This window comes from Pseudomonas sp. B392_1p (assembly GCF_052245235.1).
GTDB lineage: Bacteria > Pseudomonadota > Gammaproteobacteria > Pseudomonadales > Pseudomonadaceae > Serpens > Serpens gallinarum.
This window is the reverse complement of record NZ_JBQPXM010000002.1, coordinates 375,336-401,289: the sequence shown is the minus strand read 5'-3', so window position 1 is coordinate 401,289 and position 25,954 is coordinate 375,336. Positions and strand designations below refer to the sequence as shown.

General features: G+C 60.8%; 36 protein-coding genes. 29 read left to right on the top strand and 7 right to left on the bottom strand.

Annotated elements, in window-relative coordinates; genetic code table 11:
* Window positions 1-447: 447 nt before the first annotated feature.
* On the top strand, window positions 448-759 hold the full coding sequence (locus ACTV8E_RS04250) for a DUF1654 domain-containing protein (protein ID WP_443198609.1): 312 nt from the start codon (window positions 448-450) through the stop codon (window positions 757-759).
* Between the two features lie 64 nt (window positions 760-823).
* Here ACTV8E_RS04250 and ACTV8E_RS04245 read toward each other — a convergent pair whose 3' ends face one another.
* From ACTV8E_RS04245 to ACTV8E_RS04225, 5 genes are all read right to left on the bottom strand, one after another.
* Window positions 824-1,333, bottom strand: coding sequence for a thermonuclease family protein (locus ACTV8E_RS04245; RefSeq protein ID WP_443198608.1), 510 nt, complete (start codon window positions 1,331-1,333; stop codon window positions 824-826).
* 23 nt (window positions 1,334-1,356) lie between these two features.
* Window positions 1,357-1,752: a hypothetical protein gene (locus ACTV8E_RS04240; protein WP_443198607.1), complete on the bottom strand. Its 396-nt coding sequence runs from the start codon at window positions 1,750-1,752 to the stop codon at window positions 1,357-1,359.
* The gene (locus ACTV8E_RS04235; protein WP_443198606.1) at window positions 1,697-2,668 is read right to left on the bottom strand and encodes a hypothetical protein; all 972 of its coding nucleotides are present in this window, start codon (window positions 2,666-2,668) and stop codon (window positions 1,697-1,699) included. Before ACTV8E_RS04235 ends, ACTV8E_RS04240 begins: the two co-directional genes overlap by 56 nt.
* A gap of 218 nt (window positions 2,669-2,886) precedes the next feature.
* A complete protein-coding gene (locus ACTV8E_RS04230) occupies window positions 2,887-3,138 on the bottom strand; it encodes a hypothetical protein (protein WP_443198605.1) in 252 nt (83 codons plus the stop codon).
* Between the two features lie 71 nt (window positions 3,139-3,209).
* Complete coding sequence (locus ACTV8E_RS04225; protein WP_443198604.1) at window positions 3,210-4,061, bottom strand: S24 family peptidase; 852 nt, start codon at window positions 4,059-4,061, stop codon at window positions 3,210-3,212.
* Between the two features lie 99 nt (window positions 4,062-4,160).
* Between ACTV8E_RS04225 and ACTV8E_RS04220 the strand changes: the two genes are divergently transcribed.
* The 9 genes from ACTV8E_RS04220 to ACTV8E_RS04180 all read left to right on the top strand — a co-directional run bounded on the left by ACTV8E_RS04220 (window position 4,161) and on the right by ACTV8E_RS04180 (window position 10,227).
* The gene (locus ACTV8E_RS04220; RefSeq protein WP_443198603.1) at window positions 4,161-4,547 is read left to right on the top strand and encodes a transcriptional regulator; all 387 of its coding nucleotides are present in this window, start codon (window positions 4,161-4,163) and stop codon (window positions 4,545-4,547) included.
* A gap of 238 nt (window positions 4,548-4,785) precedes the next feature.
* Window positions 4,786-5,442: a phage antirepressor KilAC domain-containing protein gene (locus ACTV8E_RS04215; RefSeq protein ID WP_443198602.1), complete on the top strand. Its 657-nt coding sequence runs from the start codon at window positions 4,786-4,788 to the stop codon at window positions 5,440-5,442.
* Window positions 5,439-6,251, top strand: coding sequence for a DnaT-like ssDNA-binding domain-containing protein (locus ACTV8E_RS04210; protein ID WP_443198601.1), 813 nt, complete (start codon window positions 5,439-5,441; stop codon window positions 6,249-6,251). The genes ACTV8E_RS04215 and ACTV8E_RS04210 overlap by 4 nt, the downstream gene beginning before the upstream one ends.
* Window positions 6,248-6,922: a replication protein P gene (locus ACTV8E_RS04205; RefSeq protein WP_443198600.1), complete on the top strand. Its 675-nt coding sequence runs from the start codon at window positions 6,248-6,250 to the stop codon at window positions 6,920-6,922. Before ACTV8E_RS04210 ends, ACTV8E_RS04205 begins: the two co-directional genes overlap by 4 nt.
* Before the next feature lie 98 nt (window positions 6,923-7,020).
* Window positions 7,021-7,275, top strand: a complete 255-nt coding sequence (locus ACTV8E_RS04200; protein ID WP_443198599.1) for a hypothetical protein — start codon at window positions 7,021-7,023, stop codon at window positions 7,273-7,275.
* Window positions 7,275-8,243 (top strand): tyrosine-type recombinase/integrase, encoded by a 969-nt coding sequence (locus ACTV8E_RS04195; protein WP_443198598.1) that lies wholly within the window; start codon window positions 7,275-7,277, stop codon window positions 8,241-8,243. The genes ACTV8E_RS04200 and ACTV8E_RS04195 overlap by 1 nt, the downstream gene beginning before the upstream one ends.
* Before the next feature lie 56 nt (window positions 8,244-8,299).
* Window positions 8,300-8,737 (top strand): VRR-NUC domain-containing protein, encoded by a 438-nt coding sequence (locus ACTV8E_RS04190; RefSeq protein ID WP_443198597.1) that lies wholly within the window; start codon window positions 8,300-8,302, stop codon window positions 8,735-8,737.
* A 282-nt stretch (window positions 8,738-9,019) separates the two neighbouring features.
* Window positions 9,020-9,580, top strand: a complete 561-nt coding sequence (locus tag ACTV8E_RS04185) for a hypothetical protein (protein WP_443198596.1) — start codon at window positions 9,020-9,022, stop codon at window positions 9,578-9,580.
* Between the two features lie 230 nt (window positions 9,581-9,810).
* Window positions 9,811-10,227, top strand: a complete 417-nt coding sequence (locus tag ACTV8E_RS04180) for a hypothetical protein (protein ID WP_443198595.1) — start codon at window positions 9,811-9,813, stop codon at window positions 10,225-10,227.
* Between the two features lie 210 nt (window positions 10,228-10,437).
* On the opposite strand, the gene ACTV8E_RS04175 is transcribed toward ACTV8E_RS04180, so the two are convergent.
* Window positions 10,438-10,728 (bottom strand): hypothetical protein, encoded by a 291-nt coding sequence (locus tag ACTV8E_RS04175; RefSeq protein WP_443198594.1) that lies wholly within the window; start codon window positions 10,726-10,728, stop codon window positions 10,438-10,440.
* A 294-nt stretch (window positions 10,729-11,022) separates the two neighbouring features.
* Here ACTV8E_RS04175 and ACTV8E_RS04170 point away from each other — a divergent pair, with 294 nt between their 5' ends.
* From ACTV8E_RS04170 to ACTV8E_RS04120, 11 genes are all read left to right on the top strand, one after another.
* On the top strand, window positions 11,023-11,553 hold the full coding sequence (locus ACTV8E_RS04170) for a terminase small subunit (RefSeq protein ID WP_443198593.1): 531 nt from the start codon (window positions 11,023-11,025) through the stop codon (window positions 11,551-11,553).
* A complete protein-coding gene (locus tag ACTV8E_RS04165; protein WP_443198592.1) occupies window positions 11,528-13,432 on the top strand; it encodes a phage terminase large subunit family protein in 1,905 nt (634 codons plus the stop codon). The genes ACTV8E_RS04170 and ACTV8E_RS04165 overlap by 26 nt, the downstream gene beginning before the upstream one ends.
* Window positions 13,433-13,449: 17 nt before the next feature.
* Entirely contained in the window at window positions 13,450-13,674 is a 225-nt protein-coding gene (locus tag ACTV8E_RS04160; protein WP_443198591.1) for a hypothetical protein, read from the top strand.
* Entirely contained in the window at window positions 13,674-15,125 is a 1,452-nt protein-coding gene (locus tag ACTV8E_RS04155) for a phage portal protein (RefSeq protein ID WP_443198590.1), read from the top strand. The genes ACTV8E_RS04160 and ACTV8E_RS04155 overlap by 1 nt, the downstream gene beginning before the upstream one ends.
* Complete coding sequence (locus tag ACTV8E_RS04150) at window positions 15,122-16,306, top strand: head maturation protease, ClpP-related (RefSeq protein ID WP_443198589.1); 1,185 nt, start codon at window positions 15,122-15,124, stop codon at window positions 16,304-16,306. Before ACTV8E_RS04155 ends, ACTV8E_RS04150 begins: the two co-directional genes overlap by 4 nt.
* Window positions 16,303-16,659 carry a head decoration protein gene (locus tag ACTV8E_RS04145; protein WP_443198588.1) on the top strand — a complete coding sequence of 119 codons (357 nt, stop codon included), beginning with the start codon at window positions 16,303-16,305 and terminating at the stop codon, window positions 16,657-16,659. Before ACTV8E_RS04150 ends, ACTV8E_RS04145 begins: the two co-directional genes overlap by 4 nt.
* 65 nt (window positions 16,660-16,724) lie before the next feature.
* Window positions 16,725-17,714 carry a major capsid protein gene (locus ACTV8E_RS04140; protein WP_443198587.1) on the top strand — a complete coding sequence of 330 codons (990 nt, stop codon included), beginning with the start codon at window positions 16,725-16,727 and terminating at the stop codon, window positions 17,712-17,714.
* Window positions 17,714-18,025, top strand: coding sequence for a head-tail joining protein (locus ACTV8E_RS04135; protein ID WP_443198586.1), 312 nt, complete (start codon window positions 17,714-17,716; stop codon window positions 18,023-18,025). The genes ACTV8E_RS04140 and ACTV8E_RS04135 overlap by 1 nt, the downstream gene beginning before the upstream one ends.
* A complete protein-coding gene (locus tag ACTV8E_RS04130; RefSeq protein ID WP_443198585.1) occupies window positions 18,022-18,666 on the top strand; it encodes a phage tail protein in 645 nt (214 codons plus the stop codon). Before ACTV8E_RS04135 ends, ACTV8E_RS04130 begins: the two co-directional genes overlap by 4 nt.
* On the top strand, window positions 18,663-19,163 hold the full coding sequence (locus tag ACTV8E_RS04125) for a hypothetical protein (RefSeq protein ID WP_443198584.1): 501 nt from the start codon (window positions 18,663-18,665) through the stop codon (window positions 19,161-19,163). Before ACTV8E_RS04130 ends, ACTV8E_RS04125 begins: the two co-directional genes overlap by 4 nt.
* Window positions 19,160-19,831 carry a phage baseplate assembly protein V gene (locus tag ACTV8E_RS04120; RefSeq protein WP_443198583.1) on the top strand — a complete coding sequence of 224 codons (672 nt, stop codon included), beginning with the start codon at window positions 19,160-19,162 and terminating at the stop codon, window positions 19,829-19,831. Before ACTV8E_RS04125 ends, ACTV8E_RS04120 begins: the two co-directional genes overlap by 4 nt.
* An 8-nt stretch (window positions 19,832-19,839) precedes the next feature.
* On the opposite strand, the gene ACTV8E_RS04115 is transcribed toward ACTV8E_RS04120, so the two are convergent.
* Window positions 19,840-20,292 (bottom strand): hypothetical protein, encoded by a 453-nt coding sequence (locus tag ACTV8E_RS04115; RefSeq protein WP_443198582.1) that lies wholly within the window; start codon window positions 20,290-20,292, stop codon window positions 19,840-19,842.
* A 317-nt stretch (window positions 20,293-20,609) separates the two neighbouring features.
* Between ACTV8E_RS04115 and ACTV8E_RS04110 the strand changes: the two genes are divergently transcribed.
* The 8 genes from ACTV8E_RS04110 to ACTV8E_RS04075 all read left to right on the top strand — a co-directional run bounded on the left by ACTV8E_RS04110 (window position 20,610) and on the right by ACTV8E_RS04075 (window position 25,951).
* Window positions 20,610-20,840: a hypothetical protein gene (locus tag ACTV8E_RS04110; protein ID WP_443198581.1), complete on the top strand. Its 231-nt coding sequence runs from the start codon at window positions 20,610-20,612 to the stop codon at window positions 20,838-20,840.
* Between the two features lie 2 nt (window positions 20,841-20,842).
* Window positions 20,843-21,169, top strand: a complete 327-nt coding sequence (locus tag ACTV8E_RS04105; RefSeq protein WP_443198580.1) for a GPW/gp25 family protein — start codon at window positions 20,843-20,845, stop codon at window positions 21,167-21,169.
* A complete protein-coding gene (locus ACTV8E_RS04100) occupies window positions 21,166-22,056 on the top strand; it encodes a baseplate assembly protein (RefSeq protein ID WP_443198579.1) in 891 nt (296 codons plus the stop codon). The genes ACTV8E_RS04105 and ACTV8E_RS04100 overlap by 4 nt, the downstream gene beginning before the upstream one ends.
* On the top strand, window positions 22,049-22,594 hold the full coding sequence (locus ACTV8E_RS04095) for a phage tail protein I (RefSeq protein ID WP_443198578.1): 546 nt from the start codon (window positions 22,049-22,051) through the stop codon (window positions 22,592-22,594). Before ACTV8E_RS04100 ends, ACTV8E_RS04095 begins: the two co-directional genes overlap by 8 nt.
* A complete protein-coding gene (locus ACTV8E_RS04090) occupies window positions 22,587-23,825 on the top strand; it encodes a phage tail protein (RefSeq protein ID WP_443198577.1) in 1,239 nt (412 codons plus the stop codon). Before ACTV8E_RS04095 ends, ACTV8E_RS04090 begins: the two co-directional genes overlap by 8 nt.
* Window positions 23,826-24,191: a hypothetical protein gene (locus ACTV8E_RS04085; RefSeq protein WP_443198576.1), complete on the top strand. Its 366-nt coding sequence runs from the start codon at window positions 23,826-23,828 to the stop codon at window positions 24,189-24,191.
* A 69-nt stretch (window positions 24,192-24,260) separates the two neighbouring features.
* Window positions 24,261-25,430 carry a phage tail sheath subtilisin-like domain-containing protein gene (locus ACTV8E_RS04080; RefSeq protein ID WP_443198575.1) on the top strand — a complete coding sequence of 390 codons (1,170 nt, stop codon included), beginning with the start codon at window positions 24,261-24,263 and terminating at the stop codon, window positions 25,428-25,430.
* An 11-nt stretch (window positions 25,431-25,441) separates the two neighbouring features.
* Complete coding sequence (locus ACTV8E_RS04075; RefSeq protein WP_443198574.1) at window positions 25,442-25,951, top strand: phage major tail tube protein; 510 nt, start codon at window positions 25,442-25,444, stop codon at window positions 25,949-25,951.
* Window positions 25,952-25,954: the final 3 nt, after the last annotated feature.

Genomic DNA, 25,954 nt, shown 5'->3' with positions numbered 1-25,954 from the left:
CCAGCTTCAGCGGGCCGGTATCTCTCATTTTCTTGCACAGGCCAACGGTCGCTTTCCCGTTAATGTCTTTCGGCGCGACAAGGGGTCGAGGCCCCATAAGCCATACGCGTACTCGCCACCACGCAACTTTCCCAGCTACGCCCTCCGAATGAGGTCTCCTGTGCCCAGCGCCGACGTTAGGTCGAATCGCTGCCTACCGGTGCGCGGTAGGTCCGCTGGCTATGCATCGGCCAGCTCGGCGTCCATCAAGTTGTTAAAGAGCTTCCGGCTTGGCCGAGGCATCTCTGCCTTGCCGCCCGAGGGACTCATACGGGGCGGCTTGGAAATCAAGATAAGCCAATGCCTAATAATTGTAAATAGCTAATGCCTAATTTGCGGCTTGTTTTTGCATTGCCTAATCGGCGCGCGCTGAATACTGTATGCACGTCCAGTAGTAGGGAGGTTCACATGGCGAAGCAGAGTGGAAAGCAGGAAGCAAGGAAGCCGGCCCCAATGGAGCGGCTAGGGTTGCGGGTATCATCAATGATCAACTCGCCAATGGCTCAGCTAGGGCGAAGGGTGACGATTCACCGCCTGGACGACGATCCAGACGAGGCTTGGGATTCGGTGATGGAATTGCTGGCCGAGACGGATGGGCTGCAGATGATCTTCAACGACGACGGCACCGTCACGCTGATGTGGGATAAGCCCTCGGACGAGGAAGCGTATGTGCGAGAGGGGGAGATGACTCCGGTTGATGCGGAGCCGGCACCATTCTGAGTCAGTATCTCAGCTGGCGAGAATGAAAAAGCCCGCTCAGTGGCGGGCTTGGTTGCTGTGTAGCTCAGCGCTTCTTACGTCTCCAGTCCCAGGGTGGCACGGGATCGGCATCGTGCCATAAGCCAACGGCGCGGGCCTGCGCCTCGGCTTCCTCGAACTCGTACTGATGCCGCTCCTGGTGGGGCTGTTCCTTTGCATAGGCCCGGTACCACCAGGCCATGCCGACGTAGAGCTGGGCGGCGCCGGTATCGAGCGTATGGCCGCAGCCTGGACAGTCAGCAGGCTCGACCCATACAGCACCAACGATGCGACCCCAGCGATCGCGCTTGGTCCAGTGAACTGTCACTGGTTTACCGAAGGCCAGGTCAGAAAGGTGCTGCCGGGAACGCTCGCCGAAGGGCTGCTTACGCTCAGGCGCGTCAATGCCGCGCAGGCGGATCTTTTCCTGGCGCTTATCGGCAGTCAGGCAGGTGAGGGTGTCGCCGTCGGCAATGCCGATCACGCGACACTCAAGCATGCCGGCGAGGGTAGGGGAGGAGAGCAGGAGGAGGGTAAGAGACAGGGCGTATCGCATGGCGCATCCTTGCTGGAGGTCAATCATCTCTGATGATCTATCGCTCTCTTGCAAATATTTGTGATCGCCAACCCAATGAATGCAATCTGAATAAGGCTGTTTGTTGCCAGGATAATGGCTGTACGCATGAAGATATCAGAGGCATTAGCTGACAGGCAAAGCAGTGATGCAACAAAGGTAAGTGCCAACGTAAGAATGCAATAAGCGTAAAGGAAAAAGAATGCGTTTAAGTAGTTTTTCTTTCTGTATCTATTGAATGCGGCAGACTGAGAGAAGCTGAGAAGTATAGCTACGACAGCAGCAAGAAAGCCGAGCATCGTGAATGCATAAGAGGCGAGTATGCTACTGAGAGCACTGCGACTTTCATACAGGCTGAGGGAAAATTCCGGGTGTGAGCCTATAATCGTCCTGTAAATCATGAATAAGATGGGACCAGGCGCTGACGTCAGAGCAAAGATTAAGATCTTTAGCTGTCGGTTTCTCGTACTGGTCATCATTTATGAATTCCTGCAGTCTTTCCTTGAGCTTAACATTTGCCCTTATCTTATCTTCGATTGCTAAGGGGATTTTTGACTCATCCATGACTCCGATCTCATCGGAGATTATACCACGGCCGACAATATATAAATCGAGCATGGCAGACATTGCATCGTTCTTGGCTTTCATAATTAGCTTCTCTACACCATCTTCGGATGCGGAGTTAACTAACTTGGTAGCAACCGATTTGATGCTATGTCCTTTCTTGGGCTTCAACGTGATCTCTAAGGCTTCGAGCTCATCGTCAGAATCTTCGGCGCCGAGAAATGCAAGAAAGTCTTTCTTTAGGGAATTTTGGCCCGAGACCTCAATAGTGGTCTTCCCTATATAGCTCATGTGCACCGCTTGCTGTTTCGTTGCTTGGTGAGCGAGCGGGTGCACGCAGAACTCCCAACTCCCATTGCCTGTGGCGTGAAGAATGGCGTTTACCAAATTACAGAAGGTGTCAAACTTTGGAGAGAAGGATGCCGATGCAAACCCAAAAAAAGACTTTCTAAAAGTCAAATAGGAGGCAAAGCCAATTTTCTCGTCGCTACCGAGGAGGTTTTGAATCTCGCCAATTGAGAGGTCTGAGGTGTTGATTCTTTTGAACTTCTCGCTATCGCGCGTCATTGCGAATATGAAAACGCTTCCGCTGAGCCTGTGAAGATACAAATGCTCAGAGTTATGCTTGAACCTTAACTTGAAATCGGGAGCATCAAGCTGCGCGAAAGAAGTCATGAAAGCGCTAAGGTCAACATTCAGTCGGCGATGTGTTGTGCGATTCTTTAGATAATAACCATAATAGCTTAGCTTCATGACATCCTTTCCTGGCTATACTTTGCTGCTTGCGAGTATCCGTAGCATTAAATTTGTAATTGCCGCAGCCATACCATCTCCATGAACCGCGGTGCCTTGAGGATGGCATCCGCAGCAGGAAGTTTTTTTAGCTTCAAACCCTGATCTTGCTCGGCGCCTCTGGGGCCGCAGCCTCGTAATCGAGACCTTGGGCGACGATGTTCGCGGCGCAGCTTCGCTTACTGCATAAGAATGAGATCGACGTTATCGGGCTTCAGCTTTAGCAGCAGGACGTCGTAATACCAGGCGAGCGCCCCCAAGCTCACGCTCAGAGCCAGAGCAAAGACGCTTTGGCCTGTGGTGAAGTGATCCCAAAAAAGCGAAAACACGAAACCCAGCAGGGACAGGCCGCCCAAAATTTTGCAGGCGAGACGGAACAACCCTCGGAACGTGTAAAGCAGATGGAAAAAAACCGTTTTCAGTGCGCGCATTGATGCCCCTCCCTGTGATCAAGAAACCGGCTGGAGCCGGGAAAGTACCGCTTATAATTTTTGTCTGCGCCTCACACCTTCCGCGCATTCCAGACCAGCAGGATGCGTGCCTGGATGTAGGTCTCGTCGATCCTGATCTCTCGGTCCTTGTGGTTCGGGTTGTCCGAGATCATGTCGAAGTGCTCGGCATCGATAACCTGCAAGCGCTTTACGTAGAAATGGCCTTGCCAACTGAAGGCATATATCCCATCGCCCTGGAACTCGCGAATGCTCGCGTCCGCGATCATCGGGTCCAAGTCCTGGATGGTGGGCGCCATTGATTGGCCCCAGCCGGTCAGCATCTTCAGGTGTGCGGCGTCTTTGTAGGAGACGCCCAGCTCTGCCAGGTGCTTTTGGCTAACCACGATGTCCTGCATGATCTCGGGATAGTCGGGAACCATCTGGCCATCACCCATCGCCGCCCGAACGTCGTAGTGCGCGATGCGGATCTCGTCGCCCACTGGGCCGGGGCGGGAGAAGTCGGCGGTGATTACGTTGCTGGCGCCGGGGCTCTGTGGCGATTCCTGCGCAGCGGATACGATCTGCTGCCGCGCCTCGCGAGAAAGACTCTTCCCATGCCTGGCCAGCATCTTGAGCACGGCGTCAGCTGCGGACTCAGCCTGAGACGTAGGGGCCTTAGGGGAGGGCGCAATATGCAAGAGAGCGGCATCATCAGGCGACAGACCCCAATGGTCGGGACCAACCACGTCCGAAAAGTAGCGGATAACCTCTATCAATTTCGATTTGTCGATGCGCCCGGTTGATACCCAACCGTTTACAGAGGGCGCAGAGATTCCGAACACCTTTGCAAGGGCATTCTTCGGAACGTTTTTTTTAATTCGTGCAGCCTCGATGGCGGCGCCGAGTTCTGAGCCGGTAAGCATTGCCTAATATGGCCTCATAAGCTGTAGATTAGGCAATGACTTGTATTGATATTAGCTAATGCCTTATTCTGTTCTTCGGTTTATCTGGAGAACACCTCAATGACCCCCACTGAAGCGATTAAGCGGGCCGCCAAGTTTGTCGGCGGAAAAGCCGCCCTGGCCGGGTCCCTCAAAGTTAGCCCCCCCACCGTGAGCCAATGGAGCTCGGGCTCCCGCCCTGTTCCTGCTGAGCGTGCCCTGCAAATTGAGGCGCTCACGGAGGGCAGGGTGCGGCGCGACCAGCTTTGCCCGACCTTCCCCTGGGATGTCGCTGCGTCCAGTAGAAGCCCTGCACCAGACCAAGACCTCGCCGTCGACCGCCGTACCGCTCATGACCTTGCTGAGCGTCGTGGCCGTCGCGAAACCGATCCCACCGGGGCTGATTTGAAAATCCTTCACGACTGCGCAGAGCAGGCCCTGGCCGTTGCTGACCGACTGGTGGGTTAGGTGATGAATCGTTGCGTTTTCCATGACTCGCACTTTACGGGCTGAGCCTTGGAAAATGCAGACAAGCGGCAGGGGTGGGGTTTTATCCAGTACCAAATCGCAGGCATAAAAAAGCCCGGGGGCAACCGGGCTTCTTCAACAACACATAACGGGGAGCATTATGGACGCCTATCCAACCCAGAGCAATCTGAACCGTACCGCGCCACATTTAGCATTATGCGAAAACGTGGCGCGCACGATGACCAGCGAACAACTGGCCGAGCTGCTCCATATCGAGCACAACGAGTTTCGCAAAAAGGCCAACGCCCTTGCCGCAAAAGGGCTCTTGGGGTTTCGGGAAGAATCGTCCCATAACCCCCTCGGTGGCCGTCCTCGCCTGGTGATGCACTTTGACAAGCGCAACAGTCTGGTGATTGCAGCGAAGTTAAATGACCGCCTGCTGGCGGCGGTGGTGGATCGCTGGATCGAGCTGGAACAGCAGGCCGCCACGCCCGCATTACCCCAGAACCTGCCCGAGGCCCTGCGCCTGGCGGCTGACCTCGCCGAACAAAACACCCGCCTGCAGTTGGTGGTCAGCGAACAGGCACCCAAGGTTGAGGCGCTTCAGCGTATCGCCGATGCCCGTGGCGCGATGTGCCTGACCGACGCGGCGAAGCACCTGGGCGTGCAGCGCAAGCTGCTGCTGGAGTGGATGCAGGCCAATCGCTGGATCTATCGCCGCTCGGGCTCGATGCACTGGCTGGGCTTTGAGCCGCGCCTACAAGCTGGCCTGCTCGAACATAAGGTGACGGTGATCGGCATCGATGACGACAGCCAACAGCGTTTGGCCTCCCAGGTGCGCGTGACCCCGAAGGGTCTGGCTGTGCTGGCGCAGAAGATGGGGGATGGCAAGTGAGGCGTCCTTCCTTCCAGTTTTACCCGGCCGACTGGCGCAATAACGCCAAGCTTCGCCGTTGCAGCTGGGCTGCGCGTGGCGTGTGGATCGAGCTGATGGGGCTTCTGCACGACAGTGACGAATACGGCATGTTGCGCTGGCCGCTGAAGCAGCTGGCCCAGGCCTTGGGCTGCCCGCTGAAGCTGCTCAACGAGCTGGTGGAATGCGGTGTGTTGTACGGCACAGAGAAAGGTGTTTGCGAGGCAATGATCTTCACCCCGCGCAGCGGTCGCCGTGAGGGCGCGCCCGTTGAACTGGTAGCCGCACAGGCTGGCCCGATCTGGTTCAGCCCGCGCATGGTTCGTGATGAATATGTGCGCACCGTGCGGGGTGAATCGACCCGCTTTGGTGAGGGCGGCAAACCTCCCGCGAAGCCTAAAAAGGCATCACCTAAGCCCCCCATTGGTGAAGGCTTCGATGACGCATCAATCCAGCGGCAAGGTGACGGCTCTACATCTTCATCTTCTTCTTCAGTACCTAACGGTACTACTGCGGATGCGCGGCAACGGTTTGAAATGCACGAAGCGTGGCAGCCGGACGAGGTGTCCCTGAAAACCCAACTGCGCATGCAGGCCGTGCCGGTGACGGCGATCACCACCGAACTGGTGCTGGAGTTCGTGGCGTTCTGGCTGACTCGCAGCATGGCGGACACTCAGGGCGGCTGGTGCCACCGGCTGGTCAAGCATGCCAAGGGCCAGGCTGCCCGTGCTGCTGGCGCCCCGACTGCTGGCGAGCCTGATGACTGGGCTGCCGAGGGGGTGATGCTGTGAACACTCCCAAACTCGCCTCCAGCGTGGTCGCCGCGCTACGTCCGCAGTCCGCTCCGTTGGCGCCGAGCGTGGCCGTGGCCATCGACCCCTCCACCCGAGCAGTGATCGAAGACCTGTTCGACCGCCTGAAGGGAATTTACCCGGCGTGGAAGCAAGCCTGGCCAACCGAGCGCGAGCTGAACGCAGCGAAGCGCGAGTGGCTGGCGGAGTTCATGCGGGCCGGTATTCGCAGCCTTGAGCAGATCCAGCACGGCCTGCGCCTGGCAGCGCAAAACCGTGAGGCCTTTGTGCCGGCGGTGGGGGTTTTTATCGGCTGGTGTTTCGCGCCGGAAGCGTTCGGGCTGCCGTCGCTGGAGCGAGCGTATGCCGAGGCGATGCGCAAGACCCACACCTCGACGGTTGAGCGCTGCGCCTGGAGCCATCCAGCGGTGTATCACGCGGCGGTGGCGGTCGGTTTTTTCCACCTGCAGCGCCTGGAGCGCAAGCACGGGCTGCAGCAGTTCGAACGCAAGTACCTGGATCAATGCCGAGCCATTGGCCGCGGCGAAACGCTGGCACCTGCGCCGGTCGCCGCTTTGCCGGAGCAGGCTGGGCCACGCACGCCGGAGGTGGGCAACGAAGCTCTGGCGGCGTTGCGGTCCCGAGTGCGGGGAGGGGTTGTCCATGGCTGAGTTCATGTTTCAGGGGCTGATCTGCCTGGCAGGCCTCGGCGGCATTGCCTACCTACATTTTGCGATTCGTGTGTGGGAACAGGACGAGGAATTTCGACGTGACTGATGCCGTTAAGGCCATTGGCTGGGCGCCCAAGCTCAACCGTGACGGGCAGGCGACGCCGCGCTGCTGGATCACCGATACCGGCTACACGGTGGCCGAGCTGAACGTGGCCGAGCAGGTGACGTTTTCGATCACGCCGCCGCATTGGTCTGCCCCGATGGCCTACAGGACGAAACGCAGCGGCGTGTTGGCAGTTATCCAAGCGCACATGGCAGGCGAGCCGGTGAGCAAGTTTGAAGGCAGGCAGTAATGGCGGACATGCGCACAGTGGGGCAGGTGGTGACCTGGTGGGTTGAGCGGCTGGAGACGAACCGCTCGGTTTCGGACAGCTACCGGCGGACGATGGCCAGCCTGATGCGTCGGCATGTGCTGCCGGCGCTGGGCAAGGTGACGCTCAAAAAGCTGAACCGCTCCGAGGTGGATGACCGCCTGGTGTGGCCGATGCAGCAGACGCATTCACCGCACACCGTGCACAAGGCGTTGCAGGGCTTGCAACAGGCGCTAGCGCTGGCGGCCCGGCAGAACCGCATTGAGCGCGACCCATTGGCTGGGGTGGGTTTCCGTGACTTCTGGTCGGGCAAGTTGCCGCCGCGCCCTGCAGGCCTGTTGCCGGTGGATGCCCCGGCGCTGGTGCCGACGCTGTGCGCGGCATTCGAGCGCAATCCGCTGGCCGGCCTGCTGGCCTTGATGATGCTGGCGCACGGAACACGGATCGGCGAGACCACTCAGGCGAAGTGGCAGCACATCAGCATGATCGATCGCGTCTGGATCATTCCCTCGCAGAACACGAAGACGAAGCAAGAGCTAGTAGTGCCGCTGACGCAGCAGGTCTGCGCGCTGCTGACCCGCTACCGCGAGTTGCAGCATGAGGCCCGGCATAACAGCCAGTGGGTGTTCGCCATGCAGGGCGGCAAGCCGCTGAGCGCTACCCAGGCGAGCAAGGTGTTTGCCGAGTTGAGCGGCGGGGCGTGGACAAGCCATGACCTGCGCAAGCTGGCGCGCACGATGTGGGCTGAAATCGGGGTGGATTACCTGGTGGGCGAGATGCTGCTGAATCACTCGATGGGCAAGCTGGCGGGCACGTACATCAAGACCACCGTGAACCAGATGCGGCGCGAGGCGTTGGAGAGCTGGCACGCATGGCTGGACGAGCGTGGTTTTGCCGAGGCACACGGACTGAAAAACAACGAAACGGGCTTTTCCACAAAAGCCGCTTAGGCAGAGCGGGCGGGGCTTTGCGGCGAATCTGGAATTTCCATTAGGGGAAGATGCAAATGGATAAAACGGCGGTGAAGAAGTGGGCTGCACCGAAGCGGCGGATGCCAGCGGTGGACTACGAAGGGCGGGAGCAGGTGGCGTTGGTGCGCTGGATTCAGATTCGTCATCAGGCCGCGTTTGCAGTGACCTGGCACACCCCGAACGGCGGTCGTCGGGACAAGGTGACTGCGGCGAAGTTGAAGGCGCAAGGCGTGAAGGCGGGGATACCCGACTTGCAGTTGGCCATGGCCCGGGGCGGGTACTTCGGTTTGTTCATCGAGTTCAAGGCGACCCCGCCGCATGATGCTGCCGTGTCGGCGAGCCAGAAAGAGATGGTTCAGCTGCTGACTGCTGAGGGTTATCTGGCAGTGGTATGCAAAGGAATGGCGGCTGCAATGGAGCAGATCACGGCTTATCTGGCTCTGCCACCGACGGAGGTGGTGCGTGCCGCGTGATTTCTTTGGGCTGGTTGAGTGCACGGGGTGCAATGGGCAGGGCTACACGCTCGGGATCTTTCACCAGTTCCAGTGCCCTGGGTGCTTCGGCAGTGGGTACCAGCTTGAGCGGGGTGGTGACGGGTGCGGGGTAGAGGTTCTGACGGCGGCGCTAGGAAGGGCGCTCACGCTGGCTCGCCGTGAGCTGGCCAGGCGGCCGGCTCCAGCAAGCGGAGCAGCTGCAGACTATCAGGGCCCGGCAGGTAGCCGGACTGGCGATTAGAAGTAGGGGCAGAGGGAAGCATGGTCTATCAGAATGTGTTGAGTGCAGTGGTTTCGGCATTAGCAGCGGAGTGCATCGATAACACGGCCAAGCAGGCCTGGCAGCGTTTGTATGCCGCCGGCGATGCTCGTCCGGCTGGCCCGAGCGTTTCACCAGCGGACCGGTTGAATGCGGACTGCTGGGTGTTTGCTCGGCTCCACAGCCAGCTCAAGGCTCGCCACTGGGCTGCGCTGGTGGCTCGGTACAGTACGCACAAGCTACGAAAGGTCTCGGCGATCCATGCACTGGTTCCGCTGATCGCAAGCCATGCGCCGACGCTCTTTGTTGATCGTGCGGTGACGACTTGGGCAATACCGCAGCTCAAGGGCGCGGAAGGCAAGCGCTCCACGTGTGATTGGATCGTGCTGCCTGCGGGCTGGTACGACATGAACAATTGGGACGAGACGGCCAGCCCGGAGCGTACCCGACGGCACTGGAGGGGCCTGATCATCAAGACGTTGGAGGGCATGGTCAGCGAGGCGCTGATCGAGGCTGAGCAGATATTGATAGCGGAAGGAGTGCTGCGCGCCGAAGCCGCTTGACATCCTTTGCCGGATTGCCGAGTATTTGCCCATCCTGTCATTCCTGCGCCCGTGTAGGAGTGACGCCAAGAACCCCGGCCATCGTGTCGGGGTTTTTTGTTTCCGAGCCCAGCCACTGCGCTGGGCTTTTTCGTTTTCGGCTCCCGCGCCTGCCTCTTTGCTCTGGCGGACCGCATAGCGCTGGTGAGCCGACCTAACACGACACACCAGGCAAAAGCCGGGAGTGCCTTATGAAATCAACAGGAATCACCATGTCCGAACCAGGCCCCCTGACTGCAGCTGGTGGCATTGCTCTTTATAAGCTCGGGGCGTTTGGCTTCGTGTCCGGGTTCGCAATGGTGCTGGTTGCTGCTGTTGTAATGGCAATGACGCTGCCCAGAACGGTTCGTGAATTCTGCGTTGCACTGATAAGCACACTCGCGTTCAGCGCTGGAGGCGGCGCATTTGTAGTTCGCTGGCTGGAGATAGGTCATTGGGCGCAGGACGACGTGGGCATGATCGCGCTGTCTGGGGTGGTGTTCATTTGCGGCCTACCGGGTTGGCTGCTGGTTCGCTCGTTGTTCGCCTGGAGCGAGGCAAAGAAGGACCGGCAGATCACTGAGATTGTAGATGCGGTGCTTGAGGCAAAGCGCAGGGCAGGCGTATGAGAGCAGTCAGGGTGTTATTGCAGCTCATGGCGCTCTTGGTTGGCTGGGTGATTCATCTGATTGGCTGCGCGCTTATTCTATGGGTCGTTGCTATCACTGCAAGCGGGGAAGGGTGCGTGAGGCTGCACACGAAGCTCGGCGGGTATGAGTCGTCCGGGTGCGCAGCCTCAATCGCCTCGGGAAAGTGAAACGGGAGCAACTACCAAATGGTTAGCGAGCCATGAAGCACAGCTGATCATTTTTGATGCGGCCAGTCCCTGGGCTCACAAAGAGCCTCAATTGGCCCTCTGGATGTTCAATGCGAATCTGCTCTGCCTTCTCCCATGCCTGGAACTGGTCCGTGGCTAGCAATAGCTCTCCAGGCTTGCGTAACTCATTTACAACGCCTGCTGTCTGAGTGCGGTTGATAACGGGGTAGAAGCTGCCAGCCACATCATTTGCGACATGAGCCTCTTCGAAGTGGCAGGACATAAAGATCACTGTTGCGTTCTTGAATTCCATTTGCCGTCTCCTCAGTAATGAAGGCCGTAAGCTCGCAGTAACACATTGCCAGCACAACCCCTACGAAAGCAAAACAACCCCATGTAACCCTGTGAGGTCGATATGGCCGAATGCGGCGCCAAAACCCGTGAGGGTTGTGAGGTGAAGTCGCGGGGCCACCGGACCATAGATGCTGTCCAGCTAGGCCGGGGCCCCTGGGGCTATTGATGCACTGCGGGTACGAAGGGGCGCGATCCTTCACTACATACGAGCTTTTTCCAGATGAACCGCTTCCGGTTCCGTCAGCGGTGAACTATGGCCACTCAAGTCGAAGTCGCTGCGCATCTCGATCTGAGTGATAGGCAGGTGCGCAATCTGCTCAAAGACGGCGTCATGCCTGGCTCCAAGGGGATCGGTGGACTTGATGTTGACGCATGCCGGATTGCCTATATCGGCTATCTGCGAGGCCTAGCCAGCGGTCAGGTGAAACGCCCGGAAGCGAGCGACACTCCTGACGACATTGACCCTCTTGCCGAGATGAAGCTGCTGCAAGAGCGCCTGCGGCTCACTGCAGCCCAGGCTGAAGGTCAGGAGCTAAAGAACGACATCACGCGCCGCCAGTCGGTGCCGACCGAATTTGCAACTTTCGTCATGTCGAAGCTGGCCGCCGAAGTGGCCTCAATACTCGACACCCTGCCGCTCACCCTGAAGCGCCGTCACCCCGACCTCGAAGTGCGACATATCGAATCCGTCCAGCGCGAGCTGGCCAAGGCACGCAACCGGGCATCGGAGCTGGATGAGCGCCTGCCCGGACTGCTGAATGAATATCTCGATACCGCAGATTGACGAGCTAGCAAAGGCGTTGCGTCAGGGGCTGCGCCCACTGTACCGGCCAGTTCCGCAGACGCCTGTCGAGTGGGCAGACGAAAATTTCTACCTGTCCAGCGAGTCGAGCTATCAGGAAGGCCGCTGGGAGACCCTGCCGTTCCAGGTCGCCATTCTCAACAGCATGGGCAATGACGAGATCCGCACCGTCAATGTCATCAAGTCGGCGCGAGTCGGCTATTCCAAAATGCTGCTGGCCGCCGCCGCGTACCAGGTCGAACACAAGCGCCGTAACATCCTGATTTTGGTACCCACCGACGGCAGCGCCTCCGGTTTTATGAAATCGCAGATCGAAACCATGATCCGCGACGTACCGTCGGTGCGTGACCTTGCGCCCTGGTACGGCAGCAAACACCGCGACAACACGTTGGACACCAAGCGCTTCACCCACGGCAAGCAGCTCTGGTGCCGTGGCGGAGCGGCGGCGAAAAACTACCGCGAGCTGTCTGCCGACACCGTCATTTATGACGAACTGGCCGCGTTCGACCAGGACGTCGAGAAAGAGGGCAGCCCGACATTCCTCGGCGACAAGCGCATCGAAGGTTCAACGTTCCCTAAGAGCATCCGGGGCTCGACACCCAAGATCAAAGGCCAGTGCCAGATAGAAGCGGCGGCCAGCGAGTCGCCGCATTTCTTCCGGCTGCATGTCCCGTGCCCGCACTGTGGAACCGAACAGGCACTCAAGTGGGGTGGAAAGGATTGCGACTTCGGTATCAAGTGGGACCGCGACAGACCTCAGGCCGCCTGGTACGTCTGCGAGCACCACGGCTGCATTGTCCAGCAGCATGAAATGCAGGCACAGCAGTCATCCGGCCGCTGGATCTGCGACAGAACGAGTTTTTGGACCCTGGATGGTATCGACTACCACGATGACGCCGGCGAACCGATTCCGGCGCCTGAGTCTGTCACCTGGCACATTTGGACGGCCTATTCCCCGTTTACCACATGGGGACGGATTGTTATCGACTTTCTCAAGGCCAAGGACGACCGCAACAAGCTCAAGACCTTCTGTAATACCACTCTGGGCGAGACCTTCGAGGAAGATGAAGGCGAGAAGGTCGAATGGGAACATCTGCACGCCCGACGCGAAGTCTGGCAGCAGTTGCCTGAGCGCGTCGTTGTGCTTACGGGTTTCATCGATACCCAAGACGACCGCTTCGAGGGTCGCGTCTGGGCTTGGGCTCCTGGCGAGGAAAGCTGGCTGGTGGATCGCTGGATTCTTTATGGCGACCCAGGCGGCGAGGAACTGCGCCGCAAGGTGGGACAACGTCTGCATGACCTGTACCCGCGGGAAGACGGACAGCGGCTGCGCGTCGCTTTGTGGGGCTGGGACTCGGGTGGCCACTACACCGACGAGGTGTATGCCGAGAGCCGCAAGCATGGCGTGCATTGGGTTATCCCCACCAAAGGCCACAGCATCTACGGCAAGCCCATCGCGGACTTCCCGAAGACCAAGCACAAGGCAGGGGTGTACTTGACCATGATCGGCACCGATAACGCCAAGGAGCTGATCTACAGCCGCCTGCGTCTGCAACCGCAGCCCGGCGCGATCATCCCCGGCGTCATCCACCTTCCTGCAGACGACGCCGTCTGTGACGAATCCGAGCTCAAGCAGCTCACCGCTGAGAGCAAAGTGCTCAAGATCGAAAAGGGCCAGCGCGTCTACCGCTGGGATGCCAGAGGCCGGCGCAACGAAGCACTCGACTGCGCCGTCGGCGCCTTGGCCATGTTGCGTATTGCCCAGCAGCACTTTGGCCTCGATCTCGACGGACCGACCGCGAGTCGCGCGTCACGCCGCGAAACGCGCAGTTCACGCAGCAGTTACCTGACCCGACGCTAATCCAAAACGAGGCCACCATGAGCACAGCGCAGCAACGCTTGAACGAAGTTCGGGCGTCGATCAAGGACATCCTCGAAACCGGGCAGTCCGTTCGCAAGGGCGACCGCCAGGTTGACCGTGCCGCCTTGGCCAGCCTCCGCGTTCTGGAAGCCGAGTACGCCAAGGCGGCGGCCATCGAGGCTGCCGCACAATCCCGGCGGCCTCGGGTTACGCGGCTCTATAGCAGGGGCAAGGGCATCTGATGACTCGCATTCGAAATACGCCCACGCGCATCCGCAACAGCTACGAGGCTGCGGGTACCGGTCGCCGCGCCAAGGATTGGGACGCACCGCAAGCGGCCCTCAATGCGGTGGCCATCCCAGCGCTGCCGGCCCTACGCAAGCGTTCGCGGGCGGCGGTGCGCAACGACCCCTACGCTTTCAACGCCATCGACCGGCGCGTCAGTAGCCTGATAGGCAGCGGCATTACGCCTCGCGCACGAATCAAGGATGCTGACTTGCGCTCAGCGCTGAATCAGCTCTGGGAGGACTGGGTTGACGAGTCCGACGCCGATAGCCTGACCGACTTCTACGGCCAGCAGGCGGTGATCGCCCGCATGGTGGAAGAGAGCGGCGAATGCTTTGTGCGGTTGCGCCATCGCAAGGCTGATGATGGGCTGGCGGTGCCGCTGCAACTGCAGGTGCTGGCACCGGAGTTCGTGCCCACTGAAAAGAATTTCAAGACCCGCGCTGGCAACATTGTTCGGGCCGGCATTGAGTTCAACGGCATCGGTCAGCGTATCGCCTACTGGATGTACAAAACCCACCCAGGCGACGCCACGGCCAATGGCTACAGCTACAACGAACTGCACCGCATCCCGGCCGACCAGGTACTGCACATCTTCGAGCCGCTGGAAGGTGGCCAACTGCGCGGCATCCCGCGCTTGGCCCCGGTGTTGTTGCGGCTCAAGTCGCTGGACAACTACGACGATGCCGTACTGTTTCGCCAGGAGGTTTCCAACCTGTTCGCGGGTTTCATCACCAAACAGGGGATGGACGGGCCACCGCCGCTGGACCCGCTGACTGGTCAGCCGATCGAAGCTGACGACGATGGCGCGCCGATGGTCGGCCTGGAGCCGGGCTCCATGCAGGAACTGATGCCGGGCGAAGAGGTGAAATTCTCCGACCCGCCGGATGCCGGCAACACCTACGTCGATTTTATGCGGCAACAACTGCAAGCCGTTGCTGCGGGTGTTGGGCTGCCTTACGAGCTGCTTACGGGCGACATGGCCGATATCAGCGACCGGGTGCTGCGCGTTCTGCTCAACGAGTTCCGCCGGCGCATCGAACAGCTGCAGTTTTCCGTGTACGTGTTTCAGCTCTGCCGCCCGGTGCGCACCGCCTGGATGGATACGGCGGTGCTCGCCGGTGCCATCCATTTGCCGGACTACACCGCCAAACGCCGCGATTATCTGCGCACGCGTTGGGTACCGCAGGGCTGGGCCTACATCCACCCCGTGCAGGACGTGCAGGGCAAGCTGCTGGAAATCAAAGGCGGCCTCGCCAGCCGCAGCGAGCACGTACTACGTACCGGCTACGACGCGGAAGTCATCGACGACGAAAACGCCCAGGACAACGCCCGCGCTCGCACGCTCGGGCTCAACTATTCCACCGACACCCTCGCCGAGGCGGTCGACAAAGAGGATCAGCAATGAACCGCAAACGACACTACGCCCTGGCGTTGGCCGTCTCGCTGGCGGCCATGGGCATTTGCACTGCCGCCCAACCGCGCATTCTGAACAAGGCCGGTGTGCCGGACCTGAAAGCCGAGCACTGGTACAGCATTCGTGCGGTTGGCGAGGCCGAGCAGCAGGTGATCGAGATCTACGTCTATGGCGAGATCGGTTATTGGGGGATCACCTCCGGCGATTTTATCCGCGACCTTAAGGCCAAGGATGACGGCACATCTCCGGTGCATGTGTACTTCGACAGCATTGGCGGCGACCTCTTCGACGGCATTGCCATCCACAACACTTTGCTTGGCCTGGGCGAGCGCTGCACGGCCAAGATCGTTGGCGCCTGCTTCAGCTCGGCCAGCATCGCCGCCTGCGGCGCGCACCGCGTGGAAATGGCCGACAACGCCCTGTTCATGATCCACAACCCTTGGACCTTCGCCGCCGGTAACGCCGCCGAACTGCGCCAGGTGGCGGACATGATGGACAAGGCGCTGGAAGGCATCGTCGCCAGTTACCAGCGCCGCCCGCTGGCCATCGATGACACCGAATTGCGCCGTCTGATCGACGAAGAAACCTGGCTGACACCCAGCGAGGCCAAGGCCCACGGTTTCGTCGACGAGATCCTCGCGGGTGAACAGGCCAAGGTCAGCAACCACGCCCACGGCAAGATCCTCAACCGCTACCGCAATACCCCGCAAGCGGCCTTGGACCTACTGGCGAATAGCGACCCGGAACCTGATCCCGATCCGACCCCAGCCGAGCCGGAGCCCGAGCCTGACGCCGCCACCCTGGCCGTCGAGCTGGCCGCCGCCTGTAAAGATGCCGGTCTGAGCAACTACACCGACGTGTTGATCAAGGCCAGTGGCCTCAAGAATCGTGCCGCTGTCCAGGCCGAGGTGGTACGCGCCAAGGCGGTTCGCGACCTCTGCGTCATGGCCAAGCTGCCAGCCGAAGCCGAGCAGCTGATCAAGGACGGCCTCGATGCCGACGGCGCCAAGCTCAAGCTGTACGACAAGATCGTGGTCAACAGCAGTCAGGTGCAGATCAACAACCAACCCCCGCTGGACGATCACCAACCGGTGGTCGCCAACAAAGCCGCAGACCCTGGCGCCATCTACGCCAGCCGTAAGCCCAACGCCTCGAAAGGAGCGCATAAATGAGCATCAAAACCGAAGGCGTCCACGCCGGCGAATTTCTCCTTTCGGAGGCCAACGGCACGCGCAGCCGCGAAGAGATTATCGTGGTCGCCACAGCGGGCACCCTGCCTGCCGGGCAAGTGCTGGGCAAGCTCACCGCAACCGGCGAGTACGCACCCTACAACCCGGCCGCTGAGCCGATAGACGGTAGTGAAACCGCAGCCGCCATTCTTTACGCGCCGGTCGGCGCCTCGACCGAGGCGCAGCGCAGCGTCGGGGTTGTTCGTGATGCCGAGGTTATCGAACGGCTGCTGACCGACCTGGACGCTGACGGCGCCGCCGATTTGCTGGCCCAAGGCATCGTCATTCGCCCCTAACCGCCACAGCCAACCCGACACCTAAACCCCGCTTCTGCGGGGTTTGTCATTTTTAGGAGCCCACCATGGCCGAGATTTCCATTTTTGAAGACGAGGCGTTCAGCGTCCCGAACCTGGTTGCCACCATCAACGAAGAGCACGCGGTGCCGGGGCAAATCGCCGCCTTGGGCCTGTACAACGAAGAAGGCAGCCTCAGCGTTACTCAGCAAATCGAAAAGGACGGCGACGTGCTGGCCCTGGTTCCGGCAGCTCCGCGCAGCGCGCCTGGTCATGTGGTCATCGGTAGCAAGCGTGAACTGATCCCGTTCAACACCGTGCACCTGCCGCAGCAGTTCACCATCCTGGCGGATGAGATTCAGGGTATCCGTGCTTACGGCTCGCGCACCGAGCTGCAAGGTGTGCAGGACGTGGTAAACACCCGCATCGAGAAGGCCCGCAAGCAACTGGAACTGACCCACGAATTCCAGCGGATCGGCGGCATCAAGGGGCTGATCGTCGACGCCGACGGCACCACTCCGCTGGTCAACTTGTTCCAGCGCTTCGGTATCACCCAGCAGAAGCTGCCCATGCAGTTTGGCACTGCGGATGTCAGCGCGACGGCGGGCGAAGCGCTGGACATGCAAGACGATGCATTGGGTAACGCCACCGGCACCGGCGCCATTGCCCTGTGCGGCAAGACGTTCTGGACCAAGCTGGTCAGCGACGACACGGTCAAGGAGGTCTACCTGCAGTCCACCAAGGCCGATGCGTTGCTCGGCGATCGCCGTCAGGCCTTCACCTTCGGCGGGGTGCTCTGGGTTCGCTATCGCGGCAAGGTCGGCGACAAGGCGTTCATCGGCGACAACGAAGCCTACCTGGTACCGGAAGGCGTCGAGGATCTGTTCATGTCGATCTACGCCCCGGCCAACTACATGGAAACGGTCAACACCCTGGGCGTGCCGCATTACGCCAAGCTGGATCGTCTGCCGTTCGACAAAGGTGTAATCGGCGAGGCGCAGTCCAACCCGCTGCACATCTGCACGCGCCCGCGCGCTGTCATCAAGCTGACCGCCTGATGAACTGGCGGCGCAGCGTAGAAGCCATCGACGAGGCGGTATTCGCCGTCCTCGGCGATGCCGCCATTTTGGACGGTGTGCCTGTTAACGGGATGTTCGAACTCAGCGGCGACCAGCCGCAGCTCGGGCGTCTCAACACGGGTCTTGCCGAACCCACCCTGCTGCTGCGCACCCGCGATGCTGGGGACGCAGTACGCGGCTCCGTTGTCATCATCGATCTACCCGCGCCTGATGGCGGCGAATACGAAGTCGTCGATGTCGAAGCGCCGGAGGCCGGCATGACGCTGCTCAAGCTGAGACCGACTGAATGAGCGTAGGCACCCACTTCAAGTCCCGCCGCAGCGATGCCAGCCTCTTCGTCCAGGTGGGTGAAGAGGCTCTCAAGCCATGGCGAGAACTGGCCAAGCTTTCACCGAAAGCGCTGCAGGCCGCACAACGCAGCGCTATCAACAAGACGCTCGGCTGGCTGCGCACGCATGTCAGCCGGGCGGTCAGTCGCGAGGAACAAATTGCGGTGCGCGCGGTGCGTGAGCGCTTGCGCATTCGTGGTGCCAAGGGTGCTGCCGCAAAGGGCGAGCTGTGGTTCGGCATCAACGCGTTGCCGGCCAGCAAGACAGGACGCCCACGTCAAACTGCGGCAGGCGTTACCGTCGGCAAGCGTAGCTACCGGGGGGCGTTTTACCAGCGTGTTTATGGCGCTGATCCAGATATCTGGATTCGCACGCATAGCCCCCACTTTCGAGCCCAGAACTACCCGGACCTTCAGCGCGGCGGGGGCAACCTTGACGGCAGCATGGTAGGCCGCTTTCCGGTGGCCAAAGCCAAGATCAGCCTTGAGGGCGTGCGGCCGCATTTCCAGCGCTGGGTCGCCCAGGCCGAGCAGCGCTTGCTTGAACTGCTGCGTCAGGAAGCCACTTACGAGCTTCACAAATTAATGGGTAACGCTCGATGACCGAACTCAACCTGGAGCAGATGTATAGCGCAATTGGCGCGACCATCCTCGCTGAGATGCCCGCCATTCGTTTTGCCGAAGCTTGGCCCGACATCAAGCGTCGTGTGACCCTGCCGGCCGTGCTGATCGAACTGGATGAGCTGGAACCGGGCGTCGAGCCCGGCACCGGCGAAACGGCGCTGATCGGCCGCTTTCAGGCGCGCATCGTCGTGGACAGCCGCCCCGAAGTCGGGAACCTCGCGGCATCAATGCTCGCGTCACAGCTGGCAGTTCTGCTGCATGACCAGCAATGGGATCTGCCTATTGGCACAGCCCAGTTCATCCGAGCTTCGCCCGACTTCATGAAGCCTGAACTGGACAGCTACTGCGTCTGGCTGGTCGAGTGGACCCACGAATTCAGCCTTGGCCAATTCGAATGGGTCTGGGAGGACGATCAACCGGGCACATTGGTTTTCAACCTCGGCGATGAAGACGTGCTGCCGGAGGAGCTGCAGTGAGCTTTGCCCTCGCCGAGCATGACCGCATGATCGCCAACCTGGCGATTGAATGCTTCGTCGTGGCGGTCGACACCACAGCCACCCCACCGGTGTGCCGGGTGTCGGATGGCGAGTGGACCAGCGCCTGGGTGCGCTGGCATGCCGTCGCCGCGGGCAGTGCCCGACATTGGCGGGCACCGAGCATTGGCGAACAGGGCGTGTTGTTCAGCCCGAGCGGCGACCCGGCCAGCGGCACGTTCGTGCCGGGGCTATACGGCGAAGCAGGTGAGGCGCCGGATGATCGCGACCATGTCGAGGCGTGGCATTTTCCAGACGGTGGAAAACTGCTCTACGACTGGACGGCCAAGCGCTACAGCATCTCGCTGCCGACCGGTACGGTGGAAATCGCTGTCGGCGGGACGGTCGCGGAGGTCACGGACAGCAAGGTCACCGTCACCGCCGGCGCGATCGGCCTGGTGGGTCCCACGACCATCGACGGCCCGCTCACCGTAAACGGCCCCGCGACCCTCGCCGAGACTCTGGCCGTAGCTGGCTCAGCCGCACTGAACGGAGGCGCCGCCTTGTCTGGTGACTCAACCGTAACTGGCAAGCTGAACGTCTCCGGCGACATCCTGGGCGGTGGCCGGATTATCGACACCTTGGGGAACACGCCAAACCATAAGCATTGAAGGCTGGGCTATTGGCTGTTGCGGATCAGTTCGGCCGCTGTGGTGTAGGCCAAGGCGAAACCGCGCTTAAGGGCGTTGTTGGAGAGCTCCCTGACCTGGCCCGCTACTCCGCTCTTGGTCGCTTCGATGAGCTGTTCGCCAATTGATGCGCTGTCGTCAAGGCTCCTGGGTACCGCCTTCAGCGTCTCCAGCCCCTTAGCGGTCAATACGGCTTCATAAACCACGAGGTAATCGCCTCCATTTATACGCAGGTAGTCGGCATCAGCCAGCCATCGCACGCAGGCAACGAAGAACTCGGCCTCCTGGCTAGGGAGATCCATGCCGCTTTTCTCGTGGTAGTAAGTTGCAGGCTCGACAAATTTTTCAGCGTGCAGGGTTACCGGGACGGGAAACGATTCGTACAGCGTGCCAAGTACCTTGCCGGTGATTTCATCGAAACGCTCAATATTGGAGGAAGTCATGTCCATGGCTCCTGAAAGTAAATTGGTAGAGCAAGAGCGTGAGGATCAGCTCCGTGCCGTATCTCAAGTCATCCAGCATCAGATCAGCAAGCAAATGGATGGTATCCGAGCGAGAGCTTACTGGTTAAAGGCTCTGGAAGGCATCCCGAACGAGATTTTGGCGGAAGCGCTAGCCATGGGACTTTCCAGCAATAAGTATCAGGAAGTGCCTCGATGTCGCTGCTGCTGTCGTCGCTGACGGCGGCAATCAATAACCCGAACACCACCTACAGAAGCCCGCCATTGCGCGGGCTTCTTCGTTTTTCCGAGGTATCGACATGAGCAAGAAAGAAGAAACCGCCACCTCCGAGGCCGCTGTGGCCCCTGCCGATCGCGTCCCTGCTTTGGCGCCGGTCGCGGTCTTTCGCGACAAGGCCTACACCTCGCGCACCCTGGTGCTGCCCAGCGGCGAGACGACCAAGGTGACGGCGGGGCGGATTACGGCAACTTCCCCTGAGCTGCGTAGCTACCTCGACAAGCACTCCGAGTTCGAGCGCATCGAGGACTGACCATGGTCGGAATGGATCGCCGCACCGGGCTGCCGCTGGCAGGCATTGCGCATCTGCGGCAGTCCATCGAAGACCTGTTGGGTACCCCGCTGGGCAGTCGCCGGATGCGTCCGGAGTACGGCACCCGCCTGCGCCGCATGGTTGACCTGCCGGTCAATGAGGGCTGGAAAAGCGCGGTACAGGCCGAAGCGGCCCGAGCGATTGGGCGCTGGGAACCGCGCATTCAGCTGCAGCGTGTGCGAGTGGTTTCGGTGGTCGGAGGCCGGGTGTGCTTCGAGCTGACCGGCAAATACCTGGGCAACAGTGTGACCTTAGAGGTGGCCGCGTGAGCGTAGTGGACCTGTCGGCGCTGCCGCGCCCGAACGTGCTGGAAGAGCTGGACTTCGAGGCCACCTTCCAAGAAAAGCTCGATCAATTTCGTGACAGCATGGGCGAGGCCTGGACGGCCCAGCTGGAGTCCGATCCGGTGCTCAAGTTGCTGGAGGTGGCGGCCTACAGCAAGGTCACCGATCGCGCCCGTGTGAATGACGCCGCCCGCGCGGTGTTGCTGGCATTCGCACAAAAGGGCGACCTGGATCAGGTGTGCGCGGGCGTCGATGTTAAACGCCTAACTGTCGTTGCAGCAGATCCGCTGGCGGTGCCGCCCATTGAGGCCGTGATGGAGGACGACGAGTCGTTACGCAGCCGCGGGCAGATGGCCTTCGAGCGCCTGTCGGTGGCCGGCCCGCGCAGCGCCTACAAGGCGCACGCGCTGGCCGCCGATGGGCGCATTGCCGATGTCAGCGCGGAAAGCCCAGCACCCTGCGAGGCGCTGATCAGTGTGCTGTCGCGCCAGGGCGATGGCACGGCGGGAGAGGATATCCTGCAGGCGGTACGCGCTGCCCTCAACGATGAGTCGGTGCGCCCGATCGGTGATCGGGTCACGGTGCAGTCGGTTGAGGTGGTGCCATACAGCGTGGACGCCGTGCTGTACCTGTTGCCAGGACCCGAAGCCGAGGTGGTGCTGGCTGCCGCACAAGCCTCGCTACACGCGTACATCTCGACTCAGCGGCGCATCGGTCGCGACATCCGCCGCAGCGCCTTGTATGCCGCTCTGCATGTGTCGGGCGTGCAGCGTGTGGAATTACTGGCCCCTGCCGCCGACGTGGTCATTGACTACACACAGGCGGCCTATTGCGCGGAGTACCGCGTGACCGAGGGCGGCGAGGATGAGTAGCCAACTGCTGCCCAGCAATTCGACGCCGCTCGAGCGGGCGCTGGCGGACGTGATGGCCAACGACCTGCCGGTGCCCATCCGTGACCTGATTGATCCGGACCGTTGTCCACCAGCGTTCTTGCCGTACCTGGCCTGGGCCTATTCGGTCGATCGCTGGGACATCGCCTGGAGCAACGAGGTCAAGCGCGGCGTGATCAAGGCGTCCTGCGACGTGCATCTGCACAAGGGCACGATCTCGGCGCTGCGGCGCGTCGTCGAGCCGTTGGGCTACCTGATCGACATCGTCGAGTGGTGGCAGACCGAACCGCCGGGCCCGCGCGGCACGTTTCAGCTGCGCCTCGGCGTGCTCGAGCACGGCATCACCGACGAAATGTACCGGGAGGTGGAGCGGCTGATCGACGACGCCAAGCCGCTAACCCGCCACCTGATTGGCCTCAGCATCAACTTGGAGTCCCACATCCCTGCCTATTACGGCGTCGCCGTGGTCGAGGGGGATGTGCTGGAAACCTACCCCTGGCAGGACACCAACAATGGCTAACGCAACATCGCGATTTGGCGGCCTCCTTACCCACGTGGGGGTCGATAAACAGACCCAGGCAAACGCGCAGGGCATCCCCTGGAAGATCACCCGCATGCAATTGGGAGACGCTGGCGGAGACCCGGCGCAGCACCCCGACCCGACCCCTGATCCCAGTCAGACCGCGCTGATTCATCCGGTCTACACGGCGGACCTGAATGCGCTGTATCCATCACCTACCGATCCTGGTGTGCTGATTGCCGAGCTGGTATTGCCACCGGAGGTGGGCGGGTTCTGGATTCGTGAGGGGGCCCTTTTTGATGCCGATGGTGCCTTTGTGGCAGTCGCATCGTTAGCCCCAAGTTACAAACCGCTGCTTGCACAGGGATCGGGTCGCGTGCAGGTTATTCGCATGCATATCCTGTTCGGCAACATTGCCAATGTGCAGCTAAAGATCGACCCCTCGGTAGTGCTCGCAACCCGCGATTACGTCGATCCGCTGTTGGGCGGCAAGCAGCCTCTGGATGCCACACTGACCGCTCTGTCGAAATTGGCCACCGCCGTCAACCAACTGATCTACTCGACCGGCGCCGACCAGTTCGCGCTGACGGAGCTGAGCGCATTCGCCCGGTCGCTGCTCGATGATGCCGACGATGCTGCTGCTCGTGCCACGCTGAAAGCCGCGCCATTGGCCTCACCAGCGCTCACTGGCACACCGACGGCGCCCACCGCGGCAGCCGGCACTAACAACACGCAGATCGCCAACACGGCGTTTGTGCGCGCAGCGATTGCCGCCCTGGTGGGCTCGTCGCCAGCGGCGCTGGACACGCTCAACGAGCTAGCTATCGCGCTCGGTAACGATCCGAACTTCGCCACGACGATGATGAATGCCCTGGCGGGAAAGCTCGGCGTTGGCGCTACGGCGGCGGCCGCCACCAAGCTGGCCACCGCTATCATCATTAACGGGGTATCGGTTAATGCCGGCTCTAATGTAACCATCGGCGCGCCGGCGACTGCTGAGTCGGTTCTCGCAGCGATAGCAGCAGCGCCACTCGGCAGTGTCGGAACATACGGTTGGTGCAAAGTGCTCAGTGGAGTGCATGAGCCGGGCGCACTGGTTGCCGGATCAAACCTTGAGTATGCAACGTCTGAGGGGAACACTGCGTCATCCCCCAAACCGACAGGTACTTGGCGTGTCATGGGTCGTTTTAGCGGCATAAACACCCGCTCGCTCGTATTGAGGGTTGCATAGATGGAAGTTAGAAAATTACGATTTATCGCCACTGGCGCCATCGACTGTGAAATTAATCATCCAGGGCTGGGGTGGATACCGTTCACCGCGTCAGCAGACGATAGCGAGGATTATGGGTGTGACCTCTACGCCCGAGCGATAGCTGGCGAATATGGGGAAATTCCACTTTACGTCGCACCCGAGGCGGTACCGCTGACCCTAATGCAGGTCCAGGCCCTGCGCCGCGCGGCATATGCCGCGAATTCGGATCCACTGAAAAACGAGGCCGATTACGACGCCCTGCAGTTAGGCTCCGAGCCCGATTACACAACCTGGCTGGCCGCTGTAGCCGAGATCAAAAAGCGGTATCCACTGCCCACCACCTAGCAAACCACGCAATACATTCCCTTACCTGCCGACCCGCCCTGTGCGGGTTTTTTCGTTTCAGGAGAGCCTATGAGCTTCTTTCACGGCGTGACCGTCACGCTTTTGGATGTGGGGGCACGCACCATTGCGTTGCCGTCGACGTCGATCATTGGCTTGGTCGATACCTTCACGACCGGCCCTTATGCCGACGGTGTGCCCACGGCATTGCCGGATGTGCCGGTGCTGCTGACCAGCGAGCGCGAGGCGGTGGCGGCGTTCGGTCCGGATGCGGCCATCACCAAAGCGGCCAAGGCAATCTACAAGCGGGCCAAGGCGGTGATCGTCGCGGTCGGCGTGGTCGCGCCGGAAACGCCCGAGGCGCTGACGTCGGCCATCATCGGCGGCGTCAAGTCCGACGGCACACGTACCGGCCTGCAGGCGCTGCTCGACGGCAAGTCGCGCTTCAACGCGCAGCCGCGGCTGCTGGTTGCCCCGGGCCATTCGGCCACCCAGGCGGTGGCCACCGAGATGGATGCGCTGGCCGGCAAACTGCGTGCCGTGGCAATCATCGACGGTCCTCGCACGACCGATGAAGCGGCCATGGCCTACGCGGGAGAGTTCGGCTCCAAGCGTCTCTACATGGTCGATCCGGGCGTGCAGCAGTGGGATACCGAGGCCGATGCCACGGTCGATGCACCGGCCTCGGCCTGGACGGCGGGGTTGTTCGCCTGGACGGATACCGAGTACGGCTTCTGGTCCTCGCCCTCGAACAAAGAGTTCGTCGGCATCACCGGCACCACGCGGCCCATCGAGTACCTGGACGGTGACGAGACCTGCCGCGCCAACCTGCTCAACAACGCCAACATTGCCACGATCATCCGGGACGATGGCTATCGCCTGTGGGGCAACCGCACGCTGTCCAGCGATCCGAAGTGGGCGTTCGTCACCCGCGTGCGCACGCTGGACATCGTCATGGACGCGATCCTCTACGGCCACAAATGGGCGGTCGACCGAGGGATCACCAAGACCTACGTCTCGGATGTGACTGAGGGGCTGCAGAACTTCATGCGTGACCTGCGCAACCAGGGCGCGGTGATCAACTTCGAGGTCTACGCCGATCCGGAGCGCAACACGGCCAGCCAGCTGGAGCAGGGCAAGGTGTTCTGGATGATTCGCTTCACCGACGTTCCCCCGGCGGAAAACCCCACGTTCATGGTCGAGGTCACCAACCAGTGGCTCACCGAAGTGCTGGATAACTAAGGAGCCAGGCAATGGCAATGATCCCTGAAACGCTGTTCAACATGACGATGTTCCTGGACGGCACCAACTTCGCGGGCGACGTGCTGAGCGTCACCCTGCCCAAGCTCAAGGTGAAAACCGAAGAGCACCGCGCCGGCGGCATGGACGCGCCCATCGATATGGACATGGGGCTGGAAAAGCTGGAGGCGGGTTTCAGCTGCTCCGGCGCCCGCAGCGAGGTGCTCGGCAAGTTCGGCCTGGCTGACCAGAGCGCCTTTTTCGGCAACTTCCGGGGCGCTTTCAAGGGCCAGAAAGGCAAGGTCAAGAAGGTGATCGCGACGTTTCGCGGACAGCTGATTGAGGTCGATCCGGGCGACTGGAAGCCGGGCGATAAGGCCGAGTTCAAATACGGCGTGTCGCTCAGCTACTACAAGCTGGAGATCGACGACACCCTGGTGCATGAGATTGATCCGGCCAACGCGGTGCGGGTCGTCAATGGCGTGGATCAATTGGCGGCAGTGCGTACTGCCCTGGGCATGTAAGGA